This is a genomic window from Paenibacillus sp. FSL L8-0708 (assembly GCF_038009325.1).
Classification (GTDB): domain Bacteria; phylum Bacillota; class Bacilli; order Paenibacillales; family Paenibacillaceae; genus Paenibacillus_AQ; species Paenibacillus_AQ odorifer.
Genome location: NZ_JBBPBC010000001.1, coordinates 3,952,620 through 3,974,955, shown reverse-complemented (window position 1 = coordinate 3,974,955; position 22,336 = coordinate 3,952,620). Strand labels below are relative to the sequence as shown.

The window sequence follows — 22,336 nt, the reverse complement described above, 5'->3', positions numbered from 1 at the left end:
GTACACCTCGTTAGCGGACTAACCACATGTAGGAAGCATAAGGACTAAGCTGAAGCTCTTGTGTTAATGATGGTGCATCTGCTGTATTCCCAATCAGAAGCTCGTCCTTACCACTTGGCGACAATTCAGTCCAGTGATTGTCTTTAAAGCGGAAAGAGATTTCTTTATTGCTAAAGTTCGAGACCACAACAAGTGTCTCTCCATCTCCTGTTCTGGCGTAAGCGAAGACTTCAGGATGACCTTCATCGAGTCTCTTGAAAATACCTTCTATGAATACTCCATACTCCTTGCGAAGTGCAATTAGTTTGCGGTAATGGTGGAAGATGGAATCAGGGTTTTCCAGTTCCTTCTGCACATTGATGTCTGGATACCGCTCATCTACCTTCAACCATGGAGTACCAGTGGTAAATCCGGCATTCCGGCTGTCATCCCACTGCATCGGCGTACGTGAATTGTCCCGCGAACGTTCTTGGAGAATGCTGAGAGCAACCTCCGGGCTTTTCCCCTGTTCACACAGAATGCGGTACATATTTAGTGACTCAATGTCGCGGAACTCATCGATGCTTTTCCATACCGGATTCGGCATACCGATTTCTTCCCCTTGATATACATAAGGTGTTCCCTGAAGGCCATGCAGAGTTGTCGCGAGCAGCTTGGCGCTTTCCACACGGTAGACCTTATCATCAGTGAATCTGGAAAGAGCACGCGGTTGATCATGATTGTTAAAAAATAGTGCGTTCCAGCCTCCGCCTTTCTGCATTCCGGTCTGCCACTGCGCGAACAACCGTTTCATTGCCTCGAAATCATAAGGCATCAGTTCCCACTTCTGTCCATTCGGATAGTCGACTTTTAAATGATGAAAATTGAAGGTCATGGAAAATTCCCGCTCTTCGGGACTTGAGTACCGGATACAATGCTCCAGTGTAGTTGAGGACATCTCTCCTACAGTCACCATCTCAAACGGACCAAACACCTCTTCATACATTGCTTTGATGTATGCATGGACCTGTGGACCGTCAGTATAGAATTTACGTCCATCCCCCGGTGGAACACTCCCGTCATCGTTAGGGAAGCGCTGATCTTTGGAGATTAAATTAATTACATCCATGCGGAAGCCGTCGACACCCTTTTTAGCCCAGAATAACATCATATCATTCACTGCTCTGCGTACCTTCTCATTCTCCCAGTTCAGATCCGCTTGGGTTTTATCGAAGAGAGTAAGATAATATTGTCCCGACGCTTCGTCGAACTGCCAGGCAGGCCCACCGAACTTCGACTGCCAGTTGTTGGGTAAGCCGCCGTCCGGAGCCGGGTCCTTCCAGATATAGTAATCACGGAAAGGATTGTTCCTGCTTGAAATGGACTGTTTGAACCACTCATGTTCAGTCGAGGTATGGTTAACCACGATATCGATCATTAGCTTCATTTCGCGTCTATGCAGTTCCTGTATTAGCTCGTCAAAATCCTCCATCGTACCGAAATCCGGGTTAATATTTTCATAATCTGCTACATCGTAACCGTTATCATGTTGCGGCGAAACATAAACCGGCTGTAACCAGACAATATCGATTCCAAGCTTCTGCAAATAATCTAATTTCTCAATAAGTCCTTTAATATCTCCTGTTCCGTTGCCTGTAGTGTCCTTAAAGCTCTTCGGGTACACCTGATACACCGTGGAGCGGCGCCACCATTCCGAATACTGGGACTGACTCAAGTTGAACACCTCCAAAAAGAATTCCTTTATTTCAACCATTAAACCTGTATATACAAGTTCAAACACTTCACATAGTTTAAACCTGTATATACAGGTTGTCAATACTATAACTATAGAAGGAGTGGCATGAGTAGAAACTAGATTATTTATAACGTTGTATTACCCTAATATTTGATCCGTAATAACAAAAAAAGCCGCTTTCTCGGCAGCTTTTTAGATACAAAGATATGTAGACAAAAAAACAAACAGGATACCTTTTACTAATACAAGTTAGGTATCCTGTTTCTATTCAAAGTGTCTATTCAAATTATAGTTTATTTAAGCTCCTGTAGGAGGCTCTTACCGAATTGGGGCATGGTCACAACAAAGTTATCAGCAACTGTTGCTCCAATATCCGAAAAAGTCTTCGATATAGGCAGCTCGCCTTGTCGATTGAAACTCTTACTGTAGAGGAGTAAAGGAACATATTCACGGGTGTGATCCGTACCCGCATGAATGGGATCATTGCCATGGTCTGCCGTAATTATAAGAAGATCATCTTCGCATAGCTCTGCTAGAACTTCATGTAATCGATCATCAAATTCTTCAAGCGCTTTCCCATACCCGATCGGATCTCTACGATGGCCATAAAGTGCATCAAAATCGACAAGATTCAAGAAACTAAGTCCTGTAAAATCAGTATGAAGGGTCTCCATGAGTTTATCCATGCCATCCATGTTAGACACTGTTCTGAAAGACTTGGTGACACCTTCCCCATCGTATATATCTGAGATCTTGCCAATCGCTAGTACATCGAACCCGGCATCCTTGAGCTCATTCATCACGGTTCTTCCATAAGGCTTCAAGGCATAATCATGACGGTTCGATGTTCTTTTGAAATTTCCGGGCTGCCCGAGGAAGGGTCTAGCAATCACTCTGCCTAGCATGTACTCCTCACGTAAAGTAATCTCTCTGGCAATCTCGCAGATTTGATACAGTTCTTCCAAAGGAATAACCTCTTCATGAGCCGCAATCTGAATCACGGAATCTGCTGAAGTATAGACAATGAGTGCGCCTGTGTTCATATGCTCTTGTCCAAGCTCATCGAGAATAGCTGTACCACTAGCGGGTTTATTCCCAATCACCTTTCGTCCTGTTCTTTCTTCTAATTCATTAATTAATTCATAAGGAAACCCTTCAGAAAACACTTTGAAAGGAACATCAATTCGTAGGCCCATGATTTCCCAGTGACCTGTCATCGTATCCTTTCCATTAGAAGCTTCCTGCATTTTGGTCCAATAAGCTAAAGGGCGCTCCACTTTGGGAACTCCGGGTATTGAGTCGATATGACTTAACCCTAGCTTGGATAACGCAGGAACATGTAGCCCATTCATTTTTTCTGCAATATGCCGTAATGTATGTGATCCTGCATCCCCAAACTTTTCAGCATCTGGAGCTTCACCAATGCCTACAGAATCCATAACGATGACGAAAATCCGCTTAAACCGGGGTGTTTGTTTCATGTTAATACTCCTTGCTACAACTAGAATATGATACCGATAATCAAAGCTGATAAAACGCTTACAAGTGTGGCGCCAAATAACAGCTTTAATCCAAATCGTGCGACGATATTCCCTTGCTTTTCATTCAATCCCTTCACTGCACCCACAATGGTACCAATCGACCCAAAGTTAGCAAATGAGATTAGAAAAACGGAGACAATGGCTGTAGTACGGCCACTTAAACCTTCTTGAATCTTAACAAAGTCAAGCATAGCAACGAATTCATTCGCAACAAGCTTTGTCGCCATAATACTACCGGCCTCAACAGCTTCATGCCATGGCACACCGATAAGAAAGGCGATGGGTGCAAAGACGTAGCCTAACACTCCTTGGAACGAAATTCCGAATATGCCACTGAAGACCCCGTTAATCAAAGCAATGATTCCCACAAAACCAACTAACATTACCCCAACTACTATGGCTACTTTAAAGCCATCCATAATATATTCGCCTAGCATTTCAAAAAACGTTTGTTTTTCTTCTACCTGAACTTCAACAATATCTTCTTCAGGTGTAACTTCATACGGATTAATGATGGATGAAATGATAAATCCGCCAAATAGGTTTAATATCAATGCAGCTACTACATACCGAGGTTCTAGCATCGTCATATAGGAACCAACGATTGACATGGATACCGTAGACATTGCAGACGCACATAATGTATACAAGCGATGTTTTGGCAATAGTCCAAGCTGGTTTTTCACCGAAATAAATACTTCATTTTGTCCGACAATTGCGGCTGCAACTGCATTATAAGATTCCAATTTACCCATGCCATTTATTTTACTCAGTACCAGTCCAATATACTTTATAATGAATGGCAGTATTTTGTAATGTTGCAAAATCCCTATCAATGCTGACATAAAAACAATGGGCATCAAAACATAAAGGAAAAATGTATGCGCCCCTTCATTTGCAATGCCGCCAAACACAAAGTCAGTACCTTCATTGGCGTATCCAAGTAATTTTGAAAAACTATCAGCAAACCCTTTAATCAAAAATTCTCCAATGCTCGTTTTTAGGATAATTAATCCCAAACCTATTTGAATAGCAATCATTACAATGATCGGACGATATTTAATCTTTTTCTTATTGTTACTTCCTAGCCATGCCAGTAATAGAACAATAACCAGACCAGCAATAGAAATTAGATAATGCATTTTTAGCCCTCCAAATTATCGGTTAATTTTCTTGGAATCCTCATATCGAAATGCATCTTTCCACATTAACCCTTGTTCCAAAATAATCGCTAACAGGCTTCCGCATATTAATCCATTATTTAAAATGGCGATCACGATCGGAGATAAATGGGCCGTAGCTGATGCAGGTATAAACATTAAACCTACACCCACTAAAAGGGAAAGCCCACTGACAATAAATGTTCGCTCTTCATGAATAACCTTTTTCAATTCCTTTAGCGCTAGTCCGACCATCTTCACAAAAATGACGAAGGTAACAGAATAGCCTATGGGAGCTGGAATCGCAGATATGAAATTCATCATGGGCGGAACCAAGGATATTGAGATCACTAAGCTGCAGCCTATTAAAAATGATTTGCGCTCCCTCATCCCTGTTTGCTCAACATATCCCGCCGCTCCCGAAATAGGGACTGAGCCGACCGCTCCTAAACCACCACTTATAAGATGCGTAATTCCAGAAGTAAACCCGGCGCGCAAATAACGGCGATGATCCCCTTGCTTTGGTTTCATAACGGTCTCCATCAAACGGATGGATGCCACCGCATTGGTTATTAATAATAGGGTTAGTAAAAATGCAGTAGTAATTGTCCCGGCATCGAATCGGGGTGTTCCAAATGGGAATATTTCCGGCAGCTTAAATAGAGTATCCGCACGAGAAACCGCCGGCATACTACCGCAGATTATAAATAATAGGCAGCCTATCACTATACTGAGAATTATTGAAAACTGGCTTAGTAATACAAAGCGGCTGTTGCCTAACCAAAAGGTAATGCAGACCACGATCACACTAAGGATGAATACTTTAACATCTAACATGGTGTGGGCGATGGTAATCCCCATCATCCCTTTCATAAAAGATCCGCTTAATTGAAAGATCAATAAAAGTAAATAAATAAAGGTGATGGTTGGAGTAAAAAGACGAGCGATTTTATCCATTAGCTTAAATGCTGAAATTAGGATAAACAACACTCCGCTAATGATCATCGCTCCACTTAAAGCCTGTAAAGCGCCGTTGTTAGAGGAATAGAGTCCCCCCACTAAACTCGCGTAAATGGTAAAAATGCTCCACCATAACCCTGCCGGACCTTCATGAATAGGGAATTTATGACCCATCAGGCCTTGTAAAAATCCAGCTATTGCTAAAGTAATCATGGTGCTCTGAATGAGTCCAGAAGTCTCTATGGGTGTTAAGTTATATAAATCTGCGATAGCAATGGGTGCAGCAATTGCACCAGCGATCATAAAAATCATCCACTGCAATCCTGACAGTATTACCTTCATTTCTTTCTCACTCTCTTTTCTAACAACACTGCACTCTTATCAATAAATCAGCCTTCAACGACTGTGTTAAGAGCTACTTCGACCATTTCATAAAAGGATTGTTCACTTTCTTTATGAGTTAGGTGCTCCTGTCTTAACAATTGACTGCCGACGGTCAAAATCGATAACGCTTTTACACCATATTTAGGGGCTAAAGTGTATAGGGCGGTACTTTCCATTTCTACAGCTAATACACCGAAATCCATGAACTTATGAAGCCGATCTAAATTTTCACGATAGAATTCATCAGAATTATAGATGTTACCAACAAACACCTTTGCATTTTTAGCTTGTGCTTGTTGATATGCTTTCATTAGCAATGAGAAATCTGCCGTTGGTGCAAAATTACAGCCATAAAAGATCTTTTCCGTCATATTACTGTCTGAAGATACTGCTTGGGCTAATATAATATCGCGGATATTTATTTCTTCCTGCATCGCGCCACATGTACCAATGCGAATCAATTTCTTAACTTCATAATCGACGATCAATTCTGTTGCATAGATACTCATCGATGGATTTCCCATCCCTGTCCCCTGAACCGACACAGGCACACCCTTGTATAATCCAGTGTATCCAAACATCCCTCTTACTTCGTTATAACAATAAGCCTCCTCTAAAAAGTGTTCTGCCACAAACTTTGCACGTAAAGGATCTCCTGGGAGCAAAACGAGCTCTGCTATTTCTCCCTTATTTGCACCTAAATGCCTACTCATAGTTCTTCCTCCAACTTTTAATAGTAAACTGAGGTTTACCGAAATCGCTTTCCATTTGCCTTCAAGTAAAATCAGTTTCGAAACTAGATTGAGCATAAGGTTTTTTAACATTACAAACTAGACCAAAAACTTACGGAGCTTACGGAAAATAATTGGTCAAATTATAAAAGCAGTTCTTTACGAATGTTGTCTAAATCTCTTTTAGAGGGGATCGTGGAAATAATAACAACAGGCACTGTCGTTAATGCAACCGGGATATTACTAATGACAAGATCGATATTATTTTGCTGCATGATCTCGTCGGTCAAGCCTTTCATTATGGAAGTATTAAGGATCAACTGATCCCCAATCTCCTTCTTTATCAAATCTGCTATGTAATGACGAATTGAAAATTCTTCCCCGATCACTAAAAAGGCCCTCTTACTTTTATAACGTAAACTCGAGCGGACAATTAAGGTTAGCTTTGTTAAATGAAAATGATTAAACAAAACGGAAGGGTAAGTTTTATTCCACGTTTGCATACAGGTTTGCAATTCTTGATAAATCTGCTGGCATTCCTTTTGAACATATGTTGTTAAATGACTTGTTGAAATCATCATCCATTCAGGAATGGCATTTTCGATTAATAGCTTGTCAAAGAAACCGTAAATCTCCAAAATAAACCGTTCTTGTATATCTAAGTTCGGGTATACCTTTGCTAATAACATTAGAAGCAGATTCCCCATTTGATATTCTTCTTTATCCTTGTGTAATTCGACTTCTTTCATCGGAGTGATCTCTGACCCTTCATAATAATGATATTGGCTGAGACTAACCATGGATTGCATAAAGAATATTTCACTGTTTGGAAATTCAAGGGACAGCTTGTCCTCAAGACGTCCTGTAATAGTTTTCACTGGAAAATAAAACATCCCCTTTTCCCAAGGGTAAGCATTTTCGTCGATGTTCACACATTTTCCTTTAGCCACTCTTTCTATAACAATGGCCAACAAAAACGATAATCTCCTTTTGGAATTGATAAAATATACAATGTTATTCTCATTTTCTATATTTGTGATTAACTGATTCATATAAGCAAAATCAACATTCGCAAAGGGCCAGCCTGTAAACTCATACGCATCACAATATAACTTCCAATAAAAATATCGAATATTCATTTCATTCCCTTTGATCATGGGGGTAGAAAAACTAATGCGTAGCTTATAAGCTTTTAGATCATCATTATTTAATTGCACAATCAATTTCTTTAAAGACGAGGTACTCATAAACATGGCTTCGGAGAGCTCCTCCACAGACAGTCGACCCACATTCATAAACAAAAAATCCATCAGCCGATAAAAGATGGTTTGTCTGAACATAGAAGAAATCACTTCACTAATCGTACTTCGCCCATCACGTTGAAGAACTATTCCCTTTCCTCTAGAAACCTCAATGGTTACAGTAGATGGTAATTGCTTGCTGATTTCCTCCACCATCTTCCGGATGGTCTTATCAGAGATCCCTAAACTTTTTTCGATTTCCGCTAAGGTAAACCATCTATGTTCTGTATCAAGCAGCGTTAATAGTTGACTAGCTAAATTAAATCCCTTATCCATTTTTCTACACCCACTTCAATTTCGTTTAATTTTTATAGTATAAACAAATTCGCAACCATAACCCTATTCTTTTTCAATAAAAAAACCCGGGTTTTATTTACCCGAGTTTCACATCACATTATATTTGTGTTTTTTCTTCTATAGGGCTTATTGCTTTCAGCTGCATCGTTATGACGGCTGCAATAACGGCTTTGATGATGTCTCCCGGAAGAAAGGCCAACGCTCCGACAAGACCAGCCCAGATCGAAGTATTGGTTATCAATGCCATGACAGGGGCACCAATCAGACTCACTAGTAATACACCGAAGATTATGTTGATAGCTACCAGCTTCCAAGTTCGAACCTTCGGCCAGATTTTTTCGGAATACCAGCCAATAAGGCCGGCCGCGATTGGAAAACTAAATATGTATCCTGCAGAAGGTCCAACTAACACCGCGATTCCGCCGCGACCGCCAGTCAGTACAGGCAGCCCAATGGCTACTAGTATGATGAAAATAATGAGACTGAGGGCGCCCATCCGTTTCCCCAGAAAACATCCAGCCAACATGACGCCAAGCGTCTGGGCAGTGATCGGAACGGGGATGAAGCCGAGGGGGATGGGCGGTATCATCCCCAACACCGCGATAAGTGCTGCGAATAATGCAGCATAAATTAGTTCTTTTGTCTTCAAAAAAATGACCTCCATTGGATATCAATGATTGTATTCTGGTTAGTAAATACGTCCAGTAAGCTGAATTATAATGGAGTTATTCTTTATTGTAAACCATAAATTAATATATGGTTTACAATAGAATAAAATACCATGCTTGAGTTTTTCCTATTGTTATATAGAATTAGAGTATTCAGTCGCAATCGTTGGATGTTAATCTATTCAATGGGTTTTGGTCGGAGAGTTATACTTTTGGAGGTTTAAGTTCATGACAGTAAAAGAACATATTCTTGCCTTGCTCGACAGTAATAAGGGTGAATATTTTTCCGGCGAGGAAATAGCCGTTCAGTTATCCGTGACGCGCAGCGCGGTCTGGAAAGCCATAAAATCTTTACAGACAGACGGTTATTCGATACAAGCTGTAACCAATAAAGGATATTCCATGTCACCACAAACGGATATCTTATCAGCCAGTGCAATTTCAAAGTACCTGGATACTCAGGGGCAAAAGTTACGTGTTGAAGTCTTTAAGACCATATCTTCCACGAATGAAGCCGTAAAAAACCTTGCCTCAAATGGAGAAGCTGAAGGTAAAGTGATTCTTTCGGAAGAACAAACAGCTGGTCGCGGGCGAATGGGCCGGAAATTTTTTTCTCCACCTGGAACGGGTATCTATATGAGCATCCTGCTGCGTCCCAAGCTGTCCGCAACAGACTCAGCTTTATTGACCACTTGCGCCGCTGTAGCTGTAGCCCTTTCTATCGAGAGCGTATCCGGTAAAGAAACGCAGATTAAATGGGTAAATGACGTTTTTATGGAAGGTAAAAAAGTATGCGGGATCCTTACCGAAGCATCCGTGTCACTGGAAAACGGCTGGCTTGATTATGCTGTCCTCGGCATCGGTATCAATGTAGTCCTCCCTTCCGAAGGCTTTCCCAATGATCTTACCGAGATTGCAACAACTGTAATTTCAGAAAACAATCCTTATGGTGATCTGCGCAACCGTCTCGTTGCAGAAGTACTAAACCATTTCATGAGATATTATGAACATTTAACGGACAGATTGTTTCTTTCCGAATACAAAAAAAGGTTAATTTCACTTGGCGAACCTGTGACCGTGATAAAGGATAATGAACAACGTAAAGCAACAGCCATTGATATCGATGACGATTGCCATCTGAAAGTCAGATATGAGAATGGTGACGAAGAGTATCTTTCAAGTGGAGAAGTTAGCATTAAAATTTAACTGGAGCTTCGCCTCCAAAGCAGCTAGTGCTGCCTCATGGCAGGCTGCTTCATCATACGAGCCAAAAAAACCTTGCTGATTCAAGGTTTTTTTAGATGAACTAAAAATATCAACTTAAAGCTTAGGATTCTACTGTACTAAAGTATCTAAATCAGGCTGCAATTTGTTCCGCAGAACATACAGCATGATGGCACCCACAAGGAACGCAACAGCATCTGAAATGACGAGCGACCAGACTACTCCGTGGAAACCGTTCATTCGATTAGCGATATACAATACTGGAATCAGAGTAACACCTTGAATAATTGACATAATAAAGGCGGCGGTTCCTTGTGCTGTCGCTTGGAAGATCCCCGTAAACAACGCGGTCGTTCCTGAAATGAACAGGGATAAGAACGTTACATGAAGAATGTAGCTGCCCAGTTCAATTAATTGCGGGTCATTCGTAAATAAACCGATTAAGTGGTCGGAAATCAGATATACAATAATGCCGAATACGGCTGCTAATGCCACAGTCACTTTGATTGTGAATGTTATGGTATGCTTCATGCGTAATTTATTGGCTGTAAAAGAGAAGGCAATCAGCGGCACGACTCCCTCACATAAGCCCATCAGAATAACCTCTGGAAATTGTAATAATCGTGATGAAATTCCGAAGGCCGCAATGGCCTGCTCCCCATATTCGACCAGAAAACGGTTAAAGATAAGTGACATTGCACCCATGAAGAGACTCATAACAAAAACGGGTACTCCAATTTTAAATACATTGCTCAGAATGTCTTTGGAAGCTTTGAACCATTTAACAGAGAGGGTTAAGAATTGGCTCTTATATCCCATGTGGAAGGCGTAGAATGCACTTGCAACCAAGTTAGAAATGACTGTAGCAGATGCAACCCCGATCACGTCCCAATGGAAGACGAAAATGACTAGCGCATCGAGAATAATATTCACAACAACACTGAGAAGCATGCCGATCATCGAAGTGATCGCTGCCCCCTCCGAGCGCACGATATTCTCCAGCGTGAAGAATAGAACGACGAATGGTGAACCAATAAGCATAATCGTGACATAGTCCTTCGTGAACCCGAAGGAGTCAGGCGTCGCTCCCAAGCCATGGACGATTGAATCGATCAAGGGGATGCCGGCAGCCATCAAAATAAGACCGAGAGCTAAACTGCTGTAAAAGGCGAATGAAGACACATGCTTTACATCATCATATTTTTTCTCTCCCAGCAAACGGGAGATGAATGCACTGCTACCGATACCAATCAAGTTACCTAGCGCCATAATGGCGGCGAATAACGGTAAAGTTAGTGCGAGTGCGGTTAACATCGCAGTATTGCCCAGTGTACCAAGGAAATAGGCATTCAAAATGGAGTATATGACACTCATCGACATGCCTAGCATCATCGGTACTGCGAAGTGAGCTACGGCTTTTGCGACAGGTGCTTTTTCAAAGTAATGGAGGTTTTCTGCATCCATAAGGTTCACCACTATCTTTCTTTATTTTGTTTTTTGAAATTACTTAGAATTCTAACTATCGGTCCAATATGATCCGTGACGCAGCAACAAGCAAACCTGTACCCTAACGACGAGTTTTCAGATTTGGCGTACGAAATTTGACTATTCTTTAGTTTCACATTACGCTGCCTTTGCCGTTCATCTTTCTCTGGTGGAAAGACAGCGCCTCAGCTACTGTTTGCTAAAAGACTTTAATTACTTATCGTCCGGGCCATGTGACTTGTCAGGTGACGAATTACTGTCATCGCTGGAAGGCCAGCCGAATCCGCGCATGTCACCACGCCCTTCTCCACCAAATCCAGGGAACCTTCCGCTAAAGCGTTCGTCCCTAGAATTTCCCCACATTCTGTGCATTTGTCCGCGCATAGCCATCATTTTTTCAAATTCCTCTGTTCCCATGCGCGCCTTGGCAGCTTCCATCCACATAGCCATCAAATCACGTTCTTCGCCCGATCCAAGTTCTTCCTCCAAAGCTGTAATGACGCGAGTTAGGTAATCCCCGAAAGCTATCTGCTCTTCTGGCGATAAGCGAGAAAATATGTTGCCGCTGTCTATCTCTTGTTTCTCTTCCTCTTGTCCTTTTTGCGTTAGGTAAATCAAAATGATACGTTTGTCTGTTTCTGAGGGTTTACGGGTGATGTATTCTGCTTTCTCCAGTTTACCAAGCAATTCATTGAGGGATGATACACGGATGTCCAACATATAGGATAAGTCTTTGGTGCTGATACCGTCTTTCATCCGAAGAAACGCTAATATCCTCCCTTGCCCACGTGATGCGTCGGCCATAGGACCAACCGTGGCATGAGACTTCAAGTGTTGCCTTTGCAACAGCCATTGCAGTTTCGCGAGTTTTTCGTACAATTCAGTATTCATGTCCATAATGAATCCTCCATTAAGTTTTTACGGTACCTGTTGAACTTTATAACGGTACCTGTTGATTTGTATTATAACGGTACCTGTTAGATATGTCAAAATGTTTTTTACAGGTACCGTTAATATGTTGTTTGACTGTTTATGGACGTGGCTTATAAGCTTGCAAACAAATATAAAACCCGCGCGGTGCGCGGGTTATTTTAAAATTATATTGTGATTAGTTTTCATTTTTTATATCTGCAAGCAATCCTTCAAACCACTTCAGAGCGGTTTGCTCGCCTATTCGATGTGCCTTGATATGCTACTTATCACCGGCAAGTGTAAGCCACTTGCGGTTATGATGTTCCTTTACTTCAACGGGGGTATCGAAGAAATCACTCAAAACATCTGACTGCAAGCAGTTTACTGTCTCGTCACCTTTGTAGATTTCACCGTTCTTTACCAGCAGCGTGTGCGTGAAGCATGGTGTTATCTCCTCGATATGATGGGTTACATACAGCAAGGTTGGTCCACCAGGTTGCTTTGTTATCTTCTCGATCATCTGCAGCAGCTGTTCACGGGCAAAAATATCTAGTCCCGTGCACGGCTCATCAAGGATTAGTAGATCTGGATTGGCCATTAGTGCGCGTGCAATGAGGACTTTCTGACGCTGTCCTTGCGACAAGGTATCATATGTACGACCAGCCAAAGAAGAGCAGTCTAGAAACTCCATTAACTCCTCGGCTTGCTTTTGATCCTCTTCATTCGTCTTATCATACAGACCAATCGTCGCGAATTTTCCGCTTAGGACGATGTTCAGGGCAGTCTGATGGCCGTACAGCTTCTGCTGCAAGGAGGTGCTTACCCAACCGATTCGTTTGCGTAGCTCTCTCAAGTCCACATCGCCGAAGCGATGGTCCAGCACCTCGACTTGTCCTGTTGTCGGCCAGATATAGCCGTTCACTACATTTAGCATCGTCGTTTTTCCTGAACCGTTCAAACCGACGATACACCAGTGTTGTCCTTGCTTCACTTCCCAGTTCATATCGCGTAAGATCATTGTCGTATCACGTTGCCATGATACATTTTTGAGTGATATAATCATGCCCAATTTTCCCTCCTTAAACATGCTTCAATGAGTTCAATATTAACATGGTAAAGTCCTTCCCGTAAAAAAACATAACCTCAAGATTTTTTACCAGCGGTTCTGCGGACAATTAATCTTTGATTCTCTGTTTGTTTCGGTATACTGTCGGAGGGATCCCGTTAAGCTGTTTAAAAATCTTACTGAAATGATATTCTTCGTAGTACCCGCATAATTTGGCGATTTCCTTAACTGGATAATCGGTAAAAACCAGATAACGACAAGCTTGCTTGTTCTGTAAGTGCATATGGTATTCCTTCGGCCCCATCCCCGTAAATTTCAGGAACATCTTCCGCAAGTAAGATGGCGAAATGCCGTATTTCTCCGCTAATTTCTCGATCCGGTGATGATCCTTATAGTCGTTCTCGAGTGTTTTCTTGATCTGTTCGAAGGCGGCGAAAGCTCCAGACTCCATCAGATTCCAGTCCGGTTGAACGGTCTGGTGTAGCATATGCAGCAGGATCTGCATTTTAGCCCGGGATACGGCTATGCCTTCGGTTAGTCCGGGCAGCCAGTCCTGGTGAATCTCCCAGACCAGCTGGCTAATTTCCTCAGCCTGCTGTTGGTTATATTGGCTTAAGAAGGGAAGTCTCAGTTTTACGATTGGCTTGACTTCCTTCCATACCGCATCATAACCAAGCTCTGCACAATCGAAGAGCAACATCGTTATACGAAGTGGAGCATCCATCTGCGAGCGCATGGACAGTTTAAGGCCTGGTTTTAAATAGATTAGCATTCCAGCCTCTACGTTGTGCTCAACATTGGTCAGGAAAACCCCTTTACCTTCATGAATCCAGTACAAGCTGTGCACATTTACCATGTTACGGATGTCCTCCCACCCGGGATAAGTAGCTTTGTCGAGTACAAAATGGATATGCACTGTGAGGTCATTCAGCTTGTAATCATTTTCTTCCAATTAATATCCCCTCCTGCTACTAAAAGAGCGATTTAAACAAGACGGTAACGTTTTTTTCTATTCAATGCTTAAACTCCAAATGTTACTATCCATATTATCAAGATGTCTGAAATTCACAATACATTACAGGAAAAAAAGGAGGAACACACTTGTTAAGGACTTTTAGCGAGTATCAAATTCGGAGAACTGCGCTGTTGGATGGGCCTTGGGATTTCATGAAGGATCCGTTAAATACGGGTGTTCAAGAAAAATGGTTTGAGCGATTTCCACATTCTTGGCAGTCTCTTTATGTGCCCTCGTGCTGGAATAATGAACTGGGAATGTACGATTTTGAAGGTGTCGGTTGGTATCGTAAAAAAATACAGATTGTGAATTCGCAGCATGTCAGACTCATCTTTCATGCCGTGCTGGGCCACGCCGATGTCTATTTGGACGGGCAGCACCTTGGGTATCACTATGGAGGATTTACACCTTTTGAATTTATTGTTCCTTCCTTAGGAGCAGGAGAACATGAGATTATCGTCCGGACGGACAGCACCTTGGACCGACTTACGATTCCTACGGAGCAGGTGGATTGGTTTCATTATGGGGGAATCATACGGTCGGTGGAGCTGCAATATTTGCCTGAACTTTACATCGAACAACTGAAGATTGATTATGAACTGCATGGACCAGATGCCGATGTCACTGTTCAGGTGAGGCTCCATTCCTTCTTTAAGGAGCAGCACACTACAAAGATCACATTCTCCGAAAGCGGACATGAATTGCACTCGGAAGAAGTACAGATTGAAACTGGCCAGACCCTCAGTCATACGTTCAAGTTGCTTATGCCTGAAGTACGTTTGTGGAACGTAGGTCTTCCAGAACTGTATACCTTTCAACTGCGGACAGAGGAAGACGACAAGATTGAACGGATCGGTTTTCGCTATATTGAAACAAAGGATCATCGGATTCTAATTAACGGTTCACCCGTTTATCTTAAGGGGGTGAATAGACATGAAGAGCATCCTGAGTGGGGTTTCGCCTTCCCTCCGAAGCTGATGCACAAGGAGCTCAGTATCATTTTGGAGTTAGGTTGCAATTCCGTCCGGGGTTCTCATTATCCCCAAAGCCCATATTGGCTTGATCTACTCGATGAGCAAGGGATTGTATACTGGAGCGAAATTCCGATATGGGGAGCCTTTCTGCCGAACGAAACAGTAAGTGAGCCGCTCTTCCAGGAGCGTGCACTGACTATGATTGAAGAAATGATCAGCTTGCATATGCATCACCCAAGTGTGATCTTTTGGTCCGTTCATAATGAGATTGATACCCGGACGCAAGAAGCATATGCTTTCACACAAGCTCTAGTCGGATTGGTGAAGAAACTCGACAGTACTAGGCTTGTCACCTACGCTACGATGCATCCACTCGAAGATATTCTACTTCCTTTATTCGATGTTATCGGTATTAATAAATATTTTGGTTGGTACGAAGGCGATACAGCCAGCTTTAAAGACATGCTGGAACAGTTCCATGTGCGTGCGGAGCAGATGGGAGCCGGTGACAAGGTAGTGCTCATGACCGAATTCGGTGGTGCTGGACTATTTGGGGATGTGGGCTGGGAGCAGAGATTGTTCAGCGAGGATTATCAGGCAGATATTGTAACTGAAGCACTGGCGATCTTCAAAAATGATTCGAAAATTGGCGGGACTTACATCTGGCAGTTTGCAGACATCCGCGGCGATCTGAAGAGCAGCAGCAAGAACTTTCGCGACCGTGCCCGCGGCTTCAACAACAAGGGTCTGGTTAATGAATACCGCAAACCTAAACAATCCTTCCGTGAAGTGCGCCGTATCTATCGATCTTGGACAGATTAATATCCACATTGACTAAGAAGCCCATCGTCAACATGGGTTTTTTTAGTGTCTGCATTCTTAGTTCCTTACAGTTGGTGTCGGACGCGGTATTTATATAGTTAAACTGGGCGTATTAAGTCGGTTCTATTCTTTGCGTACTCGGGTAGCAGTAAGTTGATTGTCTATTTTCGGCATTCGATACAAGTGCTAGATAAAGGAGTTTTAATCTAGAGTGATCAGTATGGTATGAATAATACTTGTTAATTTCTCATGGTCCGTTGCCGTTTTTACCATTGTACGTAGTCCTAACCAGGCATTCATTAAATAATGGGAAATAGCCTCGGGCTCCAGTGAAATTCTAAGTTCACCTCTTTGCTGGCCAGTCTGAACGAGGTCATATAACAACTTCTCCGTTTTTGAATAGCTATTCTCAACAAAGGATGCAACCTCCGGATCCAGTACTCCCAACTCCACACCCGAATTAACTATGAAACATCCTTGAGGTTCTCCTTCGCTCCTCATCGAAGATTCTAGAAATTGTCGAATGATCTCCTTTACGGGTTCTTGTTTCTCAACCAAGAAGCTCATTTTTTTGTTTTGAGTAGATTCGTACCGTTGGAGTGCCGTCAAATATAAGGCGTGCTTATCACCAAATGTATCATAGATACTTCTTCTGTGAATTCCCATACAGTCTACCAAATCTTGCATTGAAGTTTTCTCGTAACCTTGCATCCAAAATAGTTTTATCGCTTTATCTAGTACTTCATTAATTTCAAATTCTTTGCTTCTTGCCATTGTAATCACCTCAAGCAATCATTATACATTTAAGTAAACGATCCGCAAACTAATATATAAAACGTAAATAAAATCAAGCAAGATGCTTGATTTTATTCATAACATGATAACTTAACTGATGCTTACCGAAGAATTCTTACTTTGTCTGCTTATAAACAATCCAGAGTCCAATCTTTTTCCAGCGTGTGCAAAAAAGTTGTACCCCACGATTAAGAATAGGGAAGCCAGTTCTTTTTGCTCCAGTTTCTTCAACGATCGTTTTAGTGACTAATATCTAATTCGATTTAAAACTCAGATATAATTGGATAGATTTGATCTCTCAGATTGAAGTCATAGTTCTGGTCAACAATCCCTATCATATCATTGCTATCATAAAGCTCTACCATGAAACTCGCCATTTGTTTGGCAGTGTGGTATTTAGGCATGTTTGCTTTGTAATCAAATTCTTCAGCATCTATTGATTTCTTCACAAATTCCGTTTCAGTTATTGCTGGTGCTAAAACCTTTGCTTTTAATTTCGCGCCTTTAAGCTCTAGTTCCTTTGCAAGCCCTTCGGTGAAGGCACTAACATAATATTTAGATGCAGAATAAGCAACGCTCCCAACAGCAATGGCATATCCGAGTGCGGATGATACGTTAATTAACTGAGTTCCTTCTACATCAGCATAATCTCGCACAAATAGTGTAGAAAGGATCGTCAAGGATTCGATGTTAACACGTAACATAATTTCAACTTTATCTAAATTCTGTTCTACCACAAAAGAAGCTTCACCAAGTCCTGCATTATTAATCCAGGTTTCTATTTGGTATACCTTCAAAGTGTTATACAGTGTGTAAGCCTGCTCTGTAATAGACAGATCATTTGAAATAATAATAACATTTACATTAGGATCAATATTCTGAATTGTTGATTTAAGTTCTTCTAATTTATCTAATCTTCTAGCTACCAAAATTAAATTTTTACCGCGTGCAGCAAACGCCAATGCTGTTTCATACCCAATTCCTGAGCTTGCTCCTGTAATCACTGTATATTTCATATTATTCTCTCCCATTTAAGTTTTTTGATCAATTAACAACATTTCAATAGAGTTTTGTTCACGATTAAACTTGTATCTCATTCCCCCCTCCCTTAATAAATTTCTTCAAAATATTCAAGAACGATCATTCTAGTTAAGGTAAAAAACTACACTATTAACTCTAATTTGCATCAGTATATCAATTCTAGAATGATCAGTAAAGAATTTTTTGACAACAATTGAGCCCTCCTTAAAATCTGATAATAACTTTCCCTTTAGGATGACCTTCAGCAACAAAAGTCAGTGCTTCGTTAATATCTTCTATGTGGAATTCTGTAGGGTCCACTGCTGGTACAATCCCATTATCTTCAATAATCTTCGTAATTTTCTTTAATTGTTCGCCATCACTGCGAACAAAAATGAAATGATATTGAATCTCCTTTTTCTTCGCTTTATGATCATACTTAGCCCCGGCGATGGTGAAGAGCTTTTGTTTCCAGCCAGAGAAGCCCAGATCTTCTGCAAAACGTTTGTTAGGACCGGTCCGCAGAGAAAGAAGGCGGCCTCCTGCTTTAATAATTGAAAGTTCATGATCAAATTCGCTGGGTCCCAAGGTATCTATCACATAATCAACATCACTAAGCTGTTCCCAATAGTTCGTAGTCGTATAATCAATATATTGGTCTGCACCAGCGGCCATTGTCCGTTCACGTGCTTCTGGATTTCCACTGATAATGACCTTGAGCCCCATGCTTTTGGCGATAGGAATGGCCATTTGGCCAAACGAACCAGACCCTCCAGGGATAAACACGCTTTCGCCAGCTTTAGCATTTAATTCTTCATTTAATCCTTGATAAGCTGTTAATCCTGTTAATGGCGCAGCAGCACCAGTCACAAAATTCAGATTGGCAGGTAGGTACCCGATGGCATCTGCATTAATTGTCGCGTATTCCGCAAAGGCACCGATTTTTTGTAGTGGCAGACGTGAATAAATTGCATCGCCAACTTTGAAACCTTGCACCTTCTTACCCACTTTTTCAATAACACCCGTCAGCTCGTTACCAAGTACTAATGGGAATTCATAATCCTGAATCAGCTTTACACTTCCGGTACCAATAAGCAATTCCAAATGATTAACTGCTGCTGCTTTCACCTGAACCAAGACTTCGTTATCACTTATTTCTGGGATTGGAATATCGTTCACTTTTACTATGAACTTTTTTGAATATTTGGTGATCTGTGCTGCTTTCATAATTAATGACCTCCTATGCGTTAAAAAAAGTAACATTTATTTGGTTTTGTAACTTACACAACAAGCATAAAACAATAAGTTACAAAAATCAACAATTGTTACTGAATATTTTATATGTTAGAATACTCGCAAGTGTATTAACGATAAAAGGGAATTTATTGAAGAAAGAAGGGTTAGCAGTACGGTGGCTAAAATCACTCAAGAGCTCATTATTGAAACAGCGGAGGCATTAATTAAACGCACGGAAAAATCCGAAGTGACACTCTCACAAATTGCGGATGAATTAAGTATCACCCATGCAGCGCTCTATAAGCACTTTAAAAATAAGCAAGAGCTCTGGGCAGCCGTATCTAAGAGCTGGTTCAACCGGATGATTTCAGAACAAATTAAATTAGATATGACTAATTTAACTAAACCGCAAGAATTGCTTCACGATTGGCTATGGGCATTTGTTAACGCAAAAAAACGCGCTTATAACGAGAATCCCAAGATGTTTGCCTTGAATACTCAATACGTGGATAGCAATCCACTGGTATTACGCGATGTTCTCTGGGATTCCTACCAAATCATTGACGGCCTCATGGACTATCACGATCCCCACTTGGAACGGGCTGAGGCGATTCTCTCTGCGTTTGCAGTATTTAGCCTCCCATCCTTCAAAGAATCCTGGAATTTACCTGACTACCAAGACAGGTTTGAACGCATCTGGAGTTTAATTAATAAGGGTCTTTGAATTCAAAGTTTTAGGGTATCTTACGGCTACAAATTCTAATTCGTAGAGTTCATGAATTGCTGAAATATGCTTAGCTTCTACAATCATTTATCTCACTCCTAAATACTCCAAACCGTATCCAGCAGCTCGTCCACTGCTTGAATTCTGGTCACAGAGGGTGTTTGTATTAAATTCCCTCTGACCATAACCATAGCTACATCAGACAAAGTTTTTATGTTCTCCAATGGGTTTTGCTCCATCATGATTAAATCCGCATATTTGCCAACTTCTATTGTCCCTGTCTGGTGATCGATTCCCAAAATCTCTGCATTTGATTTGGTTACTAGTTCAATAACCTGACTTGCGTTCAGCTTTGTTTGTCGCATGAAATGATCAAGCTCACGCCAAAGATCATAGTGGGTTACATAGGACATAGCGGCATCCGTGCCCACACCAATTTTGATATCATGTTCTATAGCCTGCTGTAGCCCTTTTAACATAGAGCCATACACAAGCCGGGCATTTTCCTTAACGGTTGTATTCAACTTTGTCAGGCTCGGATCTAATTTCGCACTGGGATAAGCTGCTTGTAAAGTAGGGATCACAGCGGTGTAGCCCTTTAAGGCTCTGGGATTATTTTTGTACAGCCTGATCATTTCCTCATCCATCTCCGCGCCGTGTTCAATAGTATCCACCCCACCCTTTAACGCAACTCTTACACCTTCGGTACTTTCTGCATGTGCCGCCACACGCATCCCAATTTTATGAGCTTCCTCGCAAATCGCAGCCACCTCTTCTTCCGTCATTTGCAAGCGGCCTGCTTCTCCGACCCTTTTGGCATCGGTAACCCCGCCAGTTACACATATTTTGATTAGGTCCACTCCGTTTTTTACATTGATTCTTACATTTCTTCTCCCTTCCCATGGTGAATCACCGACCAAAGCCAAATAAGGTGCACCGTGGCCATCCGTTACGCTCAGGAAATACCCAGACACCAAAAGATTAGGTCCAATAAATTGATTTGCCTTAATCTCATCCCTCAAAAGAACATCAGTATAAAAAAATTCACCTACACTACGCATCGTTGTTACTCCGGAATGCAGTGCGGTTAGGGCATTTTTTTTCATCCGTTTCTTCAACACGTTTCTGCCCAGTCTCGTATCCAAAATATGATGAAACGCAAAATTCAGCAGCCCTTCACTGGCAGATAGCGTAAATGGCTTCCCATCGGCAAAAAGATGAACATGCGCGTTGATGAGACCGGGCATCACATATTTCCCCGAACAATCGATCGTTTGGTAATGGGTCGGAACAGTTACAGCGCTTGCTTTCCCGATCTCTTGAATCAACCCGTTTTCCTGAATCAAAATAGTCATATGGGTATCTGTGCCTTTTATTGCATCTCCATATATAACATTGCAGTCCTTAAACGCATAACCTATCTTCATCGTAGCTTCCCCCGTTTCATGATTACACCCTTCAATAGTGAATTAATTATTCATTATTGGATTAAAAAAATAGGGACCCTCGTAGATGCTAAATGTGCATATCCACTTGGTTGTCCCTCATTGCAGTGTTGTACGCCAGTTCCACCCCACACCTAAATTCGGCGCATTGACGTTATTCGTTTAAGCTTTTTAGTCCATGCAGCCAGTATAAGCTTAATGCCTCAAAAATCCGTTTCCGGCTATCGGCGCTCATCTCGTGCTTTAATAAATCCAGAATCATATTGATGACATTGTTCGCGATGATCTTCAGCAGAATCATATTTTCTTCGGTTCCGATTTCGTATCTTTTATAATGATCCTTAATATAGGGCCTTTTAGTTTCGATCATCAGATCGATCAGCTCGTTTTTGGCATTGCTATATACGGTCCCTTTATTCTTTTCAAAAATAATAACAATCTGCCTGCTGTACTGGGTTAATATAGTTATTTGCTCTTGAACGATAGCTGATTTTTTCTCATTATTAACATCATCAAAAAAAGTCTGGTTATCGATGCGAATATTTTCCACTAACACATTCTTCAAATAGTCCACTAAAGACGGCGGAACAACCGAATAGAACAACTCTTTTTTATTTTTAAAATAAGTATAAATATTTCCAACAGAAATTTGAATTTCATCGGCAATATCATTCATTTTGGCATCAGAGAAGCCTTTTTGGAAAAATACCTTTAAAGCGGCGGATTCAATTTCCTGTTTCACTTCATCTTTTTTAGACTGCATATTGCCCCTCACCTTTAATAATGAATTTAAAATTCACTATTAAAAAATAATTCAAAAGATTGAATTTGTCAAACCACA

The 22,336-nt window shown here is 41.4% G+C and carries 19 protein-coding genes; 3 read left to right on the top strand and 16 right to left on the bottom strand.

Features of this window, described 5'->3' with window-relative positions:
- Positions 1-10 precede the first annotated feature (10 nt).
- The 7 genes from treC to NYE58_RS18775 all read right to left on the bottom strand — a co-directional run bounded on the left by treC (position 11) and on the right by NYE58_RS18775 (position 8,758).
- Positions 11-1,714: an alpha,alpha-phosphotrehalase gene (gene treC, locus NYE58_RS18805; RefSeq protein WP_445671764.1), complete on the bottom strand. Its 1,704-nt coding sequence runs from the start codon at positions 1,712-1,714 to the stop codon at positions 11-13.
- A gap of 314 nt (positions 1,715-2,028) precedes the next feature.
- Entirely contained in the window at positions 2,029-3,216 is a 1,188-nt protein-coding gene (deoB, locus tag NYE58_RS18800; protein WP_076277340.1) for a phosphopentomutase, read from the bottom strand.
- 20 nt (positions 3,217-3,236) lie between these two features.
- Positions 3,237-4,418 (bottom strand): NupC/NupG family nucleoside CNT transporter, encoded by a 1,182-nt coding sequence (locus NYE58_RS18795; protein ID WP_076277339.1) that lies wholly within the window; start codon positions 4,416-4,418, stop codon positions 3,237-3,239.
- 15 nt (positions 4,419-4,433) lie between these two features.
- Complete coding sequence (locus NYE58_RS18790) at positions 4,434-5,738, bottom strand: purine/pyrimidine permease (RefSeq protein ID WP_076277338.1); 1,305 nt, start codon at positions 5,736-5,738, stop codon at positions 4,434-4,436.
- Between the two features lie 47 nt (positions 5,739-5,785).
- Positions 5,786-6,493: a purine-nucleoside phosphorylase gene (gene deoD, locus NYE58_RS18785; RefSeq protein WP_341004278.1), complete on the bottom strand. Its 708-nt coding sequence runs from the start codon at positions 6,491-6,493 to the stop codon at positions 5,786-5,788.
- Positions 6,494-6,654: 161 nt separating this feature from the next.
- A complete protein-coding gene (locus NYE58_RS18780; RefSeq protein ID WP_076277336.1) occupies positions 6,655-8,088 on the bottom strand; it encodes a helix-turn-helix domain-containing protein in 1,434 nt (477 codons plus the stop codon).
- Between the two features lie 118 nt (positions 8,089-8,206).
- Positions 8,207-8,758: a biotin transporter BioY gene (locus tag NYE58_RS18775; RefSeq protein ID WP_076277335.1), complete on the bottom strand. Its 552-nt coding sequence runs from the start codon at positions 8,756-8,758 to the stop codon at positions 8,207-8,209.
- A gap of 247 nt (positions 8,759-9,005) precedes the next feature.
- Between NYE58_RS18775 and NYE58_RS18770 the strand changes: the two genes are divergently transcribed.
- Positions 9,006-9,983 (top strand): biotin--[acetyl-CoA-carboxylase] ligase, encoded by a 978-nt coding sequence (locus NYE58_RS18770; RefSeq protein ID WP_076190305.1) that lies wholly within the window; start codon positions 9,006-9,008, stop codon positions 9,981-9,983.
- Between the two features lie 129 nt (positions 9,984-10,112).
- On the opposite strand, the gene NYE58_RS18765 is transcribed toward NYE58_RS18770, so the two are convergent.
- From NYE58_RS18765 to NYE58_RS18750, 4 genes are all read right to left on the bottom strand, one after another.
- The gene (locus tag NYE58_RS18765; protein ID WP_076184945.1) at positions 10,113-11,465 is read right to left on the bottom strand and encodes an MATE family efflux transporter; all 1,353 of its coding nucleotides are present in this window, start codon (positions 11,463-11,465) and stop codon (positions 10,113-10,115) included.
- Between the two features lie 234 nt (positions 11,466-11,699).
- On the bottom strand, positions 11,700-12,383 hold the full coding sequence (locus tag NYE58_RS18760; RefSeq protein WP_076277334.1) for a MarR family winged helix-turn-helix transcriptional regulator: 684 nt from the start codon (positions 12,381-12,383) through the stop codon (positions 11,700-11,702).
- Positions 12,384-12,678: 295 nt separating this feature from the next.
- The gene (locus NYE58_RS18755; protein ID WP_341002627.1) at positions 12,679-13,461 is read right to left on the bottom strand and encodes an ABC transporter ATP-binding protein; all 783 of its coding nucleotides are present in this window, start codon (positions 13,459-13,461) and stop codon (positions 12,679-12,681) included.
- A 112-nt stretch (positions 13,462-13,573) separates the two neighbouring features.
- On the bottom strand, positions 13,574-14,416 hold the full coding sequence (locus NYE58_RS18750; RefSeq protein WP_076277333.1) for a helix-turn-helix transcriptional regulator: 843 nt from the start codon (positions 14,414-14,416) through the stop codon (positions 13,574-13,576).
- Between the two features lie 149 nt (positions 14,417-14,565).
- On the opposite strand from NYE58_RS18750, the gene NYE58_RS18745 reads away from it, so the two are divergent.
- Positions 14,566-16,275, top strand: a complete 1,710-nt coding sequence (locus tag NYE58_RS18745; protein ID WP_076277332.1) for a glycoside hydrolase family 2 protein — start codon at positions 14,566-14,568, stop codon at positions 16,273-16,275.
- 201 nt (positions 16,276-16,476) lie between these two features.
- Here NYE58_RS18745 and NYE58_RS18740 read toward each other — a convergent pair whose 3' ends face one another.
- From NYE58_RS18740 to NYE58_RS18730, 3 genes are all read right to left on the bottom strand, one after another.
- Positions 16,477-17,049 carry a TetR/AcrR family transcriptional regulator gene (locus tag NYE58_RS18740; RefSeq protein ID WP_076277331.1) on the bottom strand — a complete coding sequence of 191 codons (573 nt, stop codon included), beginning with the start codon at positions 17,047-17,049 and terminating at the stop codon, positions 16,477-16,479.
- A gap of 284 nt (positions 17,050-17,333) precedes the next feature.
- Positions 17,334-18,086, bottom strand: a complete 753-nt coding sequence (locus NYE58_RS18735; protein ID WP_076277330.1) for an SDR family NAD(P)-dependent oxidoreductase — start codon at positions 18,084-18,086, stop codon at positions 17,334-17,336.
- 229 nt (positions 18,087-18,315) lie between these two features.
- Positions 18,316-19,317 (bottom strand): NADP-dependent oxidoreductase, encoded by a 1,002-nt coding sequence (locus NYE58_RS18730; RefSeq protein WP_143761937.1) that lies wholly within the window; start codon positions 19,315-19,317, stop codon positions 18,316-18,318.
- Positions 19,318-19,501: 184 nt separating this feature from the next.
- Between NYE58_RS18730 and NYE58_RS18725 the strand changes: the two genes are divergently transcribed.
- Positions 19,502-20,050, top strand: coding sequence for a TetR/AcrR family transcriptional regulator (locus NYE58_RS18725; RefSeq protein ID WP_076190311.1), 549 nt, complete (start codon positions 19,502-19,504; stop codon positions 20,048-20,050).
- Between the two features lie 98 nt (positions 20,051-20,148).
- Here NYE58_RS18725 and NYE58_RS18720 read toward each other — a convergent pair whose 3' ends face one another.
- Both NYE58_RS18720 and NYE58_RS18715 read right to left on the bottom strand, forming a co-directional pair.
- On the bottom strand, positions 20,149-21,477 hold the full coding sequence (locus tag NYE58_RS18720) for a metal-dependent hydrolase family protein (RefSeq protein ID WP_341002625.1): 1,329 nt from the start codon (positions 21,475-21,477) through the stop codon (positions 20,149-20,151).
- A gap of 172 nt (positions 21,478-21,649) precedes the next feature.
- Positions 21,650-22,258 (bottom strand): TetR/AcrR family transcriptional regulator, encoded by a 609-nt coding sequence (locus NYE58_RS18715; protein ID WP_076133162.1) that lies wholly within the window; start codon positions 22,256-22,258, stop codon positions 21,650-21,652.
- Positions 22,259-22,336: the final 78 nt, after the last annotated feature.